Genomic DNA, 12,635 nt, shown 5'->3' on the forward strand with positions numbered 1-12,635 from the left:
AACAAATTATCAAACTTTCATTGCAGTTTGCTTTGCGCTTATCTCAATAGATTCTTCAGCACAAAACAATAAAACAGCAGCTGTAAAAAACGCTGAATTTATCGATGGATTGGCAGAGATAATGGCACATTCTCTCCGTACACCAATCTTGCGTACGCCCGATCAATATGGAATGCCATACGAAGACATATTTTTCCCTGCAATAGATGGTGTGCCTTTGGAAGGTTGGTTTATCCCCGCAAAAAATTCAAAAAAGCTAATTATCTGCAATCATCCGATGCCCGCCAACCGCTATGGTTTTCCAGGGCATTTGGAGCCCTGGAAAATGTTTGGAGGCTTTGAAGTGAATTTTTTACCGGAATATAAAATTCTGCACGATGCCGGTTACAATATTATTGCTTACGATTTTCGTAATCACGGACGAAGTGGTACAGGTAATGGCGGTATTGTAGCACACGGTATCGTGGAATATCGTGACGTAATTGGCTCATTGCGATATGCAAGGTCGAGGCCAGATACAAAAGATATGCAAATAGCGCTATATAGCCGATGTGTGGGTGCAAATTCTACATTTGTAGCGATGAATAAACATCCTGAAGAATTCAAAAATATCGTGGCAATGTTAGCATTGCAACCTTCACCACCACGTGCCTTTGTGAAAACGGCAATGGATAATGCAAAAATACCTGACGGATATGAACTGTTTGATGAAGCTTTTAAAAAGAAAACCGGTTATGTATTGGATGATTTCAGACCTGCCGAACAATCTCAGGCCGACTATATCCCTACGCTAGTGGCTCAGGTAAAAGCTGATTTTTCGATGCCGTTTCATTATGTGGAAGAAATCTACAATAACATTTCAGCAAAAGACAAAAAGCTTTTTTGGATTGAAGGAACAGATCAGCGTTTTCAGGGGTACAACTATTTCGGGCAACATCCAAAAGTGATGTTGGAGTGGTTCGATAAGCATTTCAAATAAAAGCTATCTGATGGCTTGAACCGTAACAGACGAACGATACAAATTAAAAAATTAAAGAATGGAAAACAATATCAAAGATAAAGTAGTAATTATTACAGGAGCAAGCAGTGGTATGGGTGAAGCAGCAGCGAAACATCTGGCGTCACTTGGCGCAACTGTGGTTCTTGGGGCAAGAAGAGCCGATAAAATTGAAAAACTGGCAAAAGATATTCAGGAGAATGGCGGGAAAGCGCTTGCAGTTGAAGTTGATGTTACCAAACGAGAAGAGGTAAAAAAATTAGCCGTTGAAACGGTAAAACAATTTGGAAAAATTGATGTAATTTTAAACAATGCAGGTGTTATGCCGCTTTCTCCTATTGACAGACTTAATGTTGAGGAATGGGACACAATGATTGATGTGAATATCAAAGGTGTACTTAACGGTATTGCTGCCGTTTTACCCTATATGAAAGAACAAAAATTTGGTCAGATTATTAACACTTCTTCTGTGGCTGGTCACAAGGTGTTTAACGGCTCTGCAGTTTATTCTGCAACAAAATATGCCGTTCGTGCATTAACGGAAGGTTTACGGATGGAAGTGAAACCTTATAACATCCGTACCACCATTGTTTGCCCTGGAGCAGTTAAAACAGAATTGCTGGAACATATTTCTGAGGCAGATATCCAACAGGCTAATAAAGATTATGTGGGAGAAGTAGGAATTAGTCCCGATAGTTTCGCCCGTGTGGTAGCTTTTGCCATCAGCCAACCGGAGGATGTGGATATTAATGAAGTCATCTTCCGCCCGACAGCGCAGGAGCTTTAAAAATCAGGTTTTAACTTTTTAGTTCATCAAAAAAAATCAAAATGAAAAAACGTAAATTAGGGAATGGGGGACTTGAAGTTTCCGAACTTGGATTGGGTTGTATGGGGATGAGTCACGGGTACAAGCCAACTCCTGATAAAAACGAAATGATAAGCTTAATCCGAAAAGCCTTTGAGCAAGGTATTACTTTCTTTGATACGGCTGAAGTTTATGGACCGTTTACTAACGAAGAATTGGTAGGAGAAGCGTTAGCGCCTTTCAGAAATGAGGTGGTTATTGCAACGAAATTTGGTTTTAAAGCTGCTGCCAACGGAACGTGGACCGACCTCGACAGTCGCCCTGAAAACATCAGGAAAGTGGCAGAACAAAGCTTAAAACGGTTAAAGACTGATGTCATTGATTTGTTCTATCAACATCGGGTAGACCTCAATGTACCTATTGAAGAGGTTGCGGGAGCCGTTAAAGATTTAATTCAGGAAGGAAAGGTAAAACATTTCGGTCTGTCGGAAGCTGGAGCCGAAACCATCCGGAAAGCTCATGCCATACAGCCGGTTGCAGCGCTACAAAGCGAGTATTCTTTATGGCACAGAAAACCGGAAACGGAAATCATACCAACATTAGAAGAATTGGGCATCGGCTTTGTGCCGTTCAGTCCTTTGGGCAAAGGTTTTCTGACTGGAAAAATAGATGAAAACACGCAATTTGACAAAGCAGATTTTCGAAATACGCTGCCTCGCTTTCACGAGGAAAACAGGAAAGCCAATCAAGCGATGGTAGACTTACTCAGCAATATTGCAAAACAAAAAAACGCAACACCCGCCCAAATTGCATTGGCTTGGCTCCTAATCCAGAAACCTTGGATTGTGCCCATTCCTGGCACAACGAAATTCAACCGTTTAGAAGAAAACTTAGGTTCATCAAATGTTGAAATTACTGCCGAAGAATTACAACAGATTAATGAAACAGCTACTCACATTGTCGTATACGGTGAGCGATACACACAAGCTGGCGAAAAGATGACAGGTAGATAAGTGCTTCTAAAAAAGCACTAACATAGTTTGATTGAGCTTCTTTCCAGTTTGCTTCGGGATGGCCAGATAGTGCCATAATTAAAGGGCTAAATGCCTTTTCTGAGATTGAACTAAATATCAGTAATTGTTTATTAATTAATTTTTGCGGACGTTGGCCAATGTTGAGCTCTAATCTAATATGCAGTAGACTAAGCTGTATCTATAGATATAAATTTTGCATATTTTTTAGGCGTCAAACCATTGTATCGTTCAAAAAGTCTGGCAAAATGACTTAGGTTCGAAAAACCTAATTGGTAGCCTATTTCCGCTATAGATAAATTATTCTCTTTGATAAGATAACCAGCATAATCCATTCTAAAGGATTGGTAGTAGCTGTAAATACTATTGCCAAAAATTTGCCTAAATAATCTGGTAATTTTACTCTCACTCATACCATAGCTACTAGCAAGTTTCACTAGACTTGGATTGATGCTTAAATCCTCAACTATATTATCTTTTATTAGATATATTTTTTTTATATCTTCATCATTCAGTGCGTATTGCGACCGGATATCTCGCCGCTCAAGTTCTGTGAAAAGTAAAAGGATTAATTCCTCTGCCTTAACTCTGTAGAAAAAATCCTGTAAATGGCCTGGCATTACTTTAGATAAAATCTGATTGGCTACTCCATGCATGTCAGGCGAGATGAGCTCTTCATAGATAAATGGCTTATCATTACAGAGGATATCATGCATAATCCTGCGGTCTCCTCTCGGATTGATAAGTGCCTTAAGCTGTTCTACATCTATCATGATGATAATTGTATTGAACCGTGTTTTCGAAGGGAAAAGCTCCTGGTAATCTATTCCTGCCGATTCGATTTGGGCAAAGGGCCTGAACAATTTATGGTTTTTTCTTGTATCCTGGTCCTGATATATATTATGAAAAGTTAGAACAATGCCGTTTGCTCCAGTTGCATTTGTCTTTATATTCAATTCTTCCAACAATTCATATTGCCTGATCATAATCGTAGGGCCATTGAGAATTGATATTCCTTTAATGTATCCTTTACCGTATATTGCAGGAATTTGCATTGTTCCATCTATTACTTCGGTATCAACAGCTTTTGCAATCGCGTTGACCAATTCTTCTGGACTCTTACAATTAATTTCTAAAATCATATTTAACCGGATAGGACTATTTTTATCACGAATATAGCTATTTAATGAATGTTTCCGCAGGTACTTTTGTGGAAGGTTATATCAGCGCATGTTATTGCTTTTGAATTTTAACAAAAGGATTAACGAAAACAAAAATGGTCATGGCTTATAAATGGTGTAAGTAAAAATAGCCCTGAGCGATAACGGAGAATCTTGTTAAAAATTTTTTATTCATTTCTTCAGGGTTAGCAACCTTTTTGCAAACAAATGATTAAAACAAAAGTGCTAGAACAAATAATATCACAGTAGGGAAAAGTAATAACCTTCCGGTGGTCATTACCTAAAAAAAATAATTAAAATGATAAACAGCTTAAAAATATTAGCAGAAAGAAACAGCTTGCTTTTCTGCTTCGGTCTATTGAACATGATTGCAGCCATCGCTTTCCTTATCTTTTTACTGTCGACGGATGCTGTGGTTGCTGGAAGCAATACGTGGCTAAAACCCTTTAAGTTTGCCGTATCTATAGCAATTTTTTCATGGACCATGGCCTGGTATGCCTTTGAGCTGAAAGGCCAGGGAACTGTGACAGCATACAGCTGGGTTGTAATCATAACCTTGGGTTTCGAAATCATTTATATATCGATTCAGGGTGCACGGGGACAGTTGTCACATTTCAATACCAGCTCTAGTTTTTATGCTACCATGACTTTGATGATGGGTATAATGGCCCTAATTGTAACGCTATGGACACTATACATAGGGGTTTTATTTTTTACTAATGACGTGAAGCCTCTTCCAAACTATTACTTATGGGCAATACGGACAAGTATCATTCTTTTTGTGATTTTCGCTCTTGAGGGCGGTCTCATGGGTGCCAGGCTAAGCCATAGCGTCGGCCGGGTTGGAAATGATATGGGCTTACCGCTTGTCAAGTGGAATACGCGAATAGGTGACCTTCGTGTAGCCCATTTTATTGGAATGCACGCCCTTCAAATCATTCCTATTTTTTCCTGGTACATTTTAAAAAGCACAAAAGGAACGCTCGCCCTTGCATTTGCTTACGCGCTACTCGCATCATTTACATTCCTACAGGCCATAAAGGGTAGGCCTTTATTGAGATTTCCCGTTAAAAATATCGTACACAAATAATCCTAAGAACTAACTGTTCCATTTAATGTTTAATCCCCGATCCTCTTATTTTATATTACCAGTATATTTCATTTTACTGTTTTTTCTAAATTCCTTTCAACTTAGCGCCCAGCAAATATACCCTATCAAGGGAACTGTTGTCGATAGAGATTCAGGAATTCCCCTCCCTAAAGTTAGCCTCGTGGAAATAGGTAGGGGCCAGAATACGATTGCCAATGACCAAGGTGAATATTTGCTTGACCTTGCAAAAGGAACTCATTTCATCCGAATTGCTTATGTCGGTTATGCTTCCCAGACCATTGAGATTGACGTCCAGGGTGCTGATGTAAGAAATATTCAATTGCAGCAGAACTTAAACCAATTAATGGAAGTTAGTGTGGTTGGTAGCACAAAAGCCACTGATATTAGTAGCCCCCAAATGAGCCAAAACCGGCTAACCATAAATGAGATTTCTAAGATTCCGGCCATATTTGGTGAGGTTGACCCACTTAAAGCAATTCTTCAACTTCCTGGAGTTACCAATGCTGGCGAGGGATCATCCGGTTTTAATGTCCGTGGAGGTAGCTCTGATCAAAATCTTGTACTACTTGATGAAGCTCCCATTTTTACCTCATCCCATTTGCTTGGTTTGTTTTCGGTTTTCAACCCTGATATAATCGAGAATCTTACGCTCTACAAGGGGGGCATTCCTGCCCGTTATGGCGGCAGGGTTTCCTCGGTTCTAGATGTAAAAACCAGAATTATGACAGCGCCTAAATTTGAATTAAACGGTGGAATAGGTTTAATAACCAGCAGGCTAACGACCATTGTTCCATTTAGTAAAGATAAGGGTGCAATCCTTTTATCCGGTAGAAGCTCATATGCCCATTTATTCCTAAAAGCTACGGGTAATGAAAATATAGCCTATTTCTATGACCTGAATGCAAAAGTAAATTATAGCTTTGGTGAAAATAACCGGGTGTCACTCTCTGCTTATCTTGGAAGTGATGCCCTTGGTATAAGCGACAACTTTATTAATGATTACGGCAATACATTCATTAATGGAAATTGGGAACATAAATTTTCCAAAAAACTCATCAGCACACTTACGCTATTATATTCAGGCTATGACTTCAGGTTAAGGATTAATCCGATTGGACTGGATTGGACTGCCGGAATAAACAGTACGAAATTTCAGTATGATATTGTGCAACAAGCATCCCAAAGACTTAAGCTTAGCTATGGGTTGAGTAGTGTATATTACCAGATCAAGCCAGGGGAGATAGTTCCATTTGGTGATAGATCACCTGTCAATGCCTTAAAACTTATAGACAAGAATTCTTTTGAAACTTCAGCATATATCCAGGCTGAGCAAGAACTGAGTCCAGGCTTGAATCTAAGCTATGGCGTGCGAATTAGTTCATTTTTGAGGATGGGTGGACGCGATCTCAATTTATATGAATCCGCTCCGGTTGTATATGATAAGCAGCTCGGTATTTATAACTCGGCTCAGCCTAATGCAGTACAGCGCTTTGCTAAGAACAAAATAGTGGATAAATTCATATATCCTGAACCAAGACTCGCCCTATCGGTGCAGTTGAACGAGCGGGAAAGTATCAAACTTAGCTATCATAGGATTGTTCAATACCTACATCTGATCTCAAATACGAATTCACCGACACCTGTAGATGTATGGACGCCTAGCGACCGATATTTCAAGCCCCAGATTGCAGATCAGCTAGGTTTAGGATATTTCCGCAACCTGGATAACAATCAATATTCACTGGAGGTGGAAACCTATTTTAAAAAAGTACAGAACAGATTGGATTATATTGATGGTGCAAATCTAGTGGGGAACGATGCCCTTGAGCAAGTGATTTTAAGTGGAAAATCCAGAGCCTATGGTCTGGAAGTATTATTCAGGAAAAATTATGGAAAGCTTACTGGTTGGTTATCCTATACCTTAAGCAGAACCGAGCAGCAAACAAGAGGTGCAAATTCTGATGAGCCAGGAATTAACAATGGTAACTGGTATCTTACCAATTTTGATAAACCACATAATCTATCATTAACCTCATTTTATAAGCTTAACGATAAACTTTCAATTGGAGCAACGTTTACCTATCAGACAGGCAGGCCGACAAGCTATCCAGTTGGTAAGTTTGACTATGCAGGAATACAGATTCCTATATATGGTGCGAGGAATGCCTATAGACTCCCTGACTTCCATCATTTAGACCTTTCCTTATCCTATATTCCAAATCCAAAATCCATTAAAAGAATTAGGGGTGAATGGGTACTAAGTATATATAACCTATATAATAGAAAGAATACATCCTCGGTAAACTTTGGGCAAAATGGAGATACCTACCAAAGCGAATCAATTAGACTATCCATATTCGGCATTGTACCAGCCATTACCTATAACTTTAAATTTAAATGAAACTAAAATCCGCTATTGTCATATTGTGTTTTTTTAACCTGATACTATTTTACTCCTGTGAGAAGTCTGTTGTCTTAGAATTAGAGACCGCTTCGCCGAAGTTAGTCGTAGAAGCTGATATTAATTTGCTCAAAGGTACCTCAGGGAATTACCAGAAGATTAAGTTATCTTTATCAACCCCATATTATGCTAATCAAAGATCACCAGTTGAAAATGCTCAAAGTGTCACGGTGAGTAACAGCAAGGGTCTGGTTTTTAATTTCGTTCCAAATAAAGTTCCAGGTGAATACGTATGCCAGGATTTTTTAGCCCAACTTGGCGAGAAATATGAATTAAATATAACCTACGAGGGAAAGAAATATTCAGCATCTGAACAGCTCATTGAATGCCCAAATATTTCGAAGGTTATTCAAAATGAAGATGGTGGATTTGGTGGAGGCGAAATGGAAGTGACAATGCTTTATACTGATGTCCAAAATGTCGATAATCAATATATGACCATATTTAGGTCACCTTATAACCAGTTACCCCAGCTATCTGTATATGAGGATAAGTTTTATCAAGGTGTTCAAATGTCTGCCAGCATTACCGAAAAGAAACTCAAGAAAGATGATATATTGGAGATTAGACTGGAGGGTATTTCAAAATCTTATTTTAACTACCTGAGGTTATCTCTTCAAAACGCAGCGGGTGCAAATCCCTTTCAGGCTATTGCAGCCAATGCAAGAGGAAATATTATTAACAGGGATATTCCTGGCGACAATGCATTAGGGTATTTTCGGTTATCTGAAACTGATAGTATTGATTATATAATTAGATAGCCATTTCAAATTTAAGACTATTCTAAGCCATTCTATTTATTTGATTCGTTTCATAGGCCCTGATAAATAGGGCCTCTCGTGAAATTTTTCTTTGTCCATGAGTAATGATAACTTATGAGGCCCTAGAAGTACAAAGCCGCGAAAGTTAAGGTGCAAGGACCAGCCATTGGTAAGGGGAACATCATAGGATCAGAACTAAATTTTTCTCATTCTGGCTACCAGAATCCTCTATATGGTTACTTCTAAGTTGATAATGATACAGACCTTTACTATCGTTAATTAAATCATAAGAAAATGGAAAATCAAAATGCCGTAAGTTTAAGCCAAGGTACTTTCACCTCTTCAAGCCCGATAGTACTATCGGTCCCTGGTCGCCAGGTAGAATTGCAAATCAAGGTTTCAGCACCTGCCATCGGGAATAACCTTCCTATTATACTGCTGTCACATGGCCATGGGATGTCAAACTTCCTTTCTTCATTGCGTGGTTACGGACCACTTGCTGATTTTTATGCAAGTCAAGGCTTCGTGGTAATACAGCCAACTCACCTGGACTCGAAAACACTGAATTTGGATCCGGATGGTCCCGAAGGGCCATTATTCTGGAAGTCTCGTGCTACGGATATGCATGTTATACTTGACTACCTTGATCAGATAGAAGAGATAGTTCCGGGATTAGCAGGTCGCCTGGATAAAAACCAGGTAGTCGCGGTAGGGCACTCACTGGGTGGGCATACCGTGTCCATTTTGGCAGGCATGCGCCTTACCGATCCCAAAGATAAAAAAGAAGTAATTTTAAATGAACCACGTATAAAGGCTGCTGTAATCATTGCCGGACCTGGAAGCCCAGCGGGACTTGCACCTTTCGCAGCAGAACATTATCCAATATTTGGAACCTCAGATTTCACTGAGATGACCTTGCCATGTCTGATAGTAACCGGGGATAATGATAATAATCCCATGTTCTCAGAACGTGCCGATTGGCGTAGCGATGCATACCATTTAAGCAATGGTCCCAAGTGCCTGCTTACCATACTGGGTGGAGAACATATTCTGGGTGGAATTTCCGGATATGATGCAGCCGAAACAACCGATGAAAGTCCTGAACGAGTTGCGTTGGTCCAACAGGCTACCCTGGCCTATATTCGTACAGCACTATATCCGGAAGATTCTAGTTGGGAAAATATCCAAGACCAATTACAATCGGAGGATGAACCGAAGGCCATAATCGAATTGAAAGGATATTAAAATACAAACTTTATCTAAATATAATTAGAATGCTTTTATTAAAGGTTCTTTAGAAAACTTAGTAAATCTCTGACGCAAGAAACTTATGCATAAGAACGTTCAGTCACCATATTAAGCCCCCAACGCATTAATGGCAAGCAGCTATTGATGCGCTTTGGGGCTATTGTTGTTATCAGTAAAATGCATAATGTCAATTTTTCAGGTCGGACTTAACTGGTGGAGATATATCATATTTGATTGGAAGGCTGGACTAAAAAACATTTTTTTATCTCAAGTAGATGTCCTTGACTAAGTCAACGCGACTATATTGAAGAGCCCAAATTCAAAGATTTCGCTATACAATTTGCTAAGGATTAAAATACAACTAAAGTTAAAACGCTGAAAATAATTAAACTGCTTAGACAAATAAGACCATAGATTTACAGACCGCCCGCTAATTATTAAGAGAGAGATTTTGTATATTTGAGAACGAGAAGCATGATCAATGGCAGAAAGCGGTCTTAAATTTGTTTGCTGAGTGTCTTTTAGTTCATGTACAGCGATACAATTAGATTTGACCGACCAGCAATTAGTAGATGCCGTCCTAGAGGAGAGTGGAAATAGAACAAGTTATTGGATTTACTTACAGATAATTATTGAAGCAATGGAGCTATGCCAAAATCTTCACCTCAAGCATCTATAACGCAATAACACATTTTTGATTAAACTTTTACCCTGTGGTAATTCATTGGGGGTGATAATTTTTTTAGGTGCTGAAAAGTTCGCGAAAGCCATTCATTTTAAATGTAGCTACATTGGGAGTAACTATAATGTAAATAATGATCCAGGTTGGAAATATCATAACCAGGAGGAAGCACTTTACCTATCATAAAAACTCGCATTAATATATATAATTGAACTCGCGTTTGATTTTAAGAACATCCTGCTCAACACAAATTTCATAGAGCATGGTTTTAATAGAACCAATTTTATTAACCATAAGGGAACCAGCAATATTTAGTATGCTTTTGAGATAGTAATTTACGCCTCGATGGGTGGAGATGAACCAAAAGGAAATTTATAAGTGAAAAGAAATCCATAGACTGATTTTATTCCATGGTAATAAATAATTAGAATATAAAATGACTATTGACAAAGACTTTCAGAAAATTAGCTCATTAAGCGAATTGCATAGGATGTTGGGGCTGCCAAAACCTCTACATCCATTACTTAGTTTGATTGAAAATATGGATAACAGCTTGTCGCACGAAGCATTGGGCAGACCTCATATTCTCAATTACTATAAAATGTCCTATAAATCCAATCATCAGGGAAAGTTTAGATATGGTCAGCATTTTTACGATTTTGATGAAGGCGGGCTTTTTTTTTGTTCTCCCAACCAAGTGATTTCAGATGATGATGTTACTGGCGATCATTCAGGTTATACCCTATTGGTCCACCCAGATTTTTTTCTGACCTATCCGTTAGCAAAAAAAATAAAACAATATGGTTTTTTTTCATACTCAGTCAATGAAGCATTACACCTTTCAGATAAAGAAAGAGATACCATAATTTCAGTATTTAGAAATATTGATGAAGAATTACAGGGCAGGATTGATGATTTCAGCCAAGATGTTATTATTTCCCAGATAGAATTACTTTTGAATTATGCCAATCGTTTCTATAAACGGCAATTTATTACTCGAAGGGCATTCAATAACAATTTTTTGCAAGTGATAGAGGATACCTTGGAACAGTGCTTCGAAAAATCAGATTTACTGATTCCCGGAATCCCCACTGTACAATACCTTTCAGGAAAGGTAAATATGTCTCCGGGCTACTTAAGCGATATGTTGAGGTCACTTACAGGCCAGAATGCCCAGCAGCATATCCACAACAAATTGATAGAAAAAGCAAAAGAAAAATTGTCCATTAGCAGTTTGACAATAGGAGAAATTGCCTTTCAGCTGGGATTTGAACACCCACAATCTTTTAGCAAGTTTTTTAAGCAGAAAACCAGCTCCTCTCCAGTAGAATTTCGCAGATCATTTAATTAACTTTTAGCCTCTATCTCTCTGAAAAATAGTCATTTGAAATTAGAAAATCGGACATTAAATTTTCGGCTTCATTCTACTTCTTCGTATTTAAACCATTTAAAGGACTATGTGGTATAAATACATTGGTTAAACACTTTAATTCTGTCCTTAGGCTATGAATGGTTAAGCGAATACTTTATTAAATCTGCCGGAACAATTTCCTACCGGAAAAACTGTGATTAATAACTTAGCTTTGGTATTGCTTATAAATAATTCCAGATGCATAATAAACTAAGGGAGCATATTGAAAAGATTGTACAACTTAATGATGATGAATTCGAATTTGTTTGCACTCATTTTACTAGCAGAATGTTTAAAAAACATCAACTTCTTATTCAGGAAGGTAATCCTGTAAAGTTCTCTTATTTTGTAGTTTCTGGATTATTAAAACTTGTCCATACTGATAATTCAGGGAAACAGCACATCGTTTCTTTCGCTATGGAAGACTGGTGGGAGAGTGATTTCAATGCCTACTTCGCAGGAACCAACGCAACACTGTCACTGGAATGCCTTGAGGATACAGAGGTTCTTTGTCTGTTGTTCGAAGACTATAAAAAGTTGTGCGAGGGCCTGCAGAAGATGGAAAGATTCTTTCTCTTCAAAGCAAACCATGGCTTCCTCGCTTCACAACACCGCATTATCTCCTCGATGACATCTAATTCTAAAGAGCGTTATGAACAATTGCTTGTACAATATCCTTCTCTAATTCAGCGAGTTCCGAAAGGGCTTCTGGCCGCTTACCTTGGAGTTTCTCGTGAAACGCTCAGCAGGCTTACTCCATAATGTGATTTATCTCACCTAATAGTTGTGCGTTTCATCACATATTATATTTAGTAGATATCTGTGTAATCGGGAAATAACACTGCACAAGAATTGGCAATTAAGAGTGCACAGAAAACGGCAACAAGAGTGCACAGCTTTACAAAGCTAATCTTCTGGTTCTAACTTGCAAATATTGTTTTCCTATT

At 38.5% G+C, this 12,635-nt stretch carries 10 protein-coding genes; 9 read left to right on the plus strand and 1 reads right to left on the minus strand.

Annotation, left to right across the window (positions count from 1 at the left end; all coding sequences use genetic code 11):
* The first annotated feature begins 121 nt into the window (after positions 1–121).
* The 3 genes from IEV50_RS15410 to IEV50_RS15420 all read left to right on the plus strand — a co-directional run bounded on the left by IEV50_RS15410 (position 122) and on the right by IEV50_RS15420 (position 2,815).
* Positions 122–979: an alpha/beta hydrolase family protein gene (locus IEV50_RS15410; RefSeq protein ID WP_229746756.1), complete on the plus strand. Its 858-nt coding sequence runs from the start codon at positions 122–124 to the stop codon at positions 977–979.
* A 58-nt stretch (positions 980–1,037) separates the two neighbouring features.
* Positions 1,038–1,784 carry an SDR family oxidoreductase gene (locus IEV50_RS15415; protein WP_188415989.1) on the plus strand — a complete coding sequence of 249 codons (747 nt, stop codon included), beginning with the start codon at positions 1,038–1,040 and terminating at the stop codon, positions 1,782–1,784.
* A 107-nt stretch (positions 1,785–1,891) separates the two neighbouring features.
* Entirely contained in the window at positions 1,892–2,815 is a 924-nt protein-coding gene (locus tag IEV50_RS15420; RefSeq protein ID WP_229746757.1) for an aldo/keto reductase, read from the plus strand.
* 188 nt (positions 2,816–3,003) lie between these two features.
* Here the strand turns inward: IEV50_RS15420 and IEV50_RS15425 are convergent, their stop codons facing one another.
* Positions 3,004–3,975: a helix-turn-helix transcriptional regulator gene (locus IEV50_RS15425; RefSeq protein ID WP_188415992.1), complete on the minus strand. Its 972-nt coding sequence runs from the start codon at positions 3,973–3,975 to the stop codon at positions 3,004–3,006.
* Positions 3,976–4,312: 337 nt separating this feature from the next.
* Between IEV50_RS15425 and IEV50_RS15430 the strand changes: the two genes are divergently transcribed.
* The 6 genes from IEV50_RS15430 (at position 4,313) to IEV50_RS15455 (ending at position 12,450) form a co-directional block, all read left to right on the plus strand.
* Positions 4,313–5,104: a hypothetical protein gene (locus tag IEV50_RS15430; RefSeq protein WP_229746758.1), complete on the plus strand. Its 792-nt coding sequence runs from the start codon at positions 4,313–4,315 to the stop codon at positions 5,102–5,104.
* Between the two features lie 25 nt (positions 5,105–5,129).
* Positions 5,130–7,526, plus strand: a complete 2,397-nt coding sequence (locus tag IEV50_RS15435; protein WP_188415994.1) for a TonB-dependent receptor — start codon at positions 5,130–5,132, stop codon at positions 7,524–7,526.
* Positions 7,523–8,347 (plus strand): DUF4249 family protein, encoded by an 825-nt coding sequence (locus tag IEV50_RS15440; RefSeq protein ID WP_188415996.1) that lies wholly within the window; start codon positions 7,523–7,525, stop codon positions 8,345–8,347. The genes IEV50_RS15435 and IEV50_RS15440 overlap by 4 nt, the downstream gene beginning before the upstream one ends.
* A 294-nt stretch (positions 8,348–8,641) precedes the next feature.
* Positions 8,642–9,592 (plus strand): alpha/beta hydrolase family protein, encoded by a 951-nt coding sequence (locus IEV50_RS15445; RefSeq protein ID WP_188415998.1) that lies wholly within the window; start codon positions 8,642–8,644, stop codon positions 9,590–9,592.
* A 1,121-nt stretch (positions 9,593–10,713) separates the two neighbouring features.
* Complete coding sequence (locus tag IEV50_RS15450; protein WP_188416002.1) at positions 10,714–11,628, plus strand: helix-turn-helix domain-containing protein; 915 nt, start codon at positions 10,714–10,716, stop codon at positions 11,626–11,628.
* A 258-nt stretch (positions 11,629–11,886) separates the two neighbouring features.
* The gene (locus IEV50_RS15455; protein WP_188416004.1) at positions 11,887–12,450 is read left to right on the plus strand and encodes a Crp/Fnr family transcriptional regulator; all 564 of its coding nucleotides are present in this window, start codon (positions 11,887–11,889) and stop codon (positions 12,448–12,450) included.
* Positions 12,451–12,635: the final 185 nt, after the last annotated feature.

The sequence above is a fragment of the Pedobacter mendelii genome (assembly GCF_014635725.1).
Lineage (GTDB): Bacteria > Bacteroidota > Bacteroidia > Sphingobacteriales > Sphingobacteriaceae > Pedobacter > Pedobacter mendelii.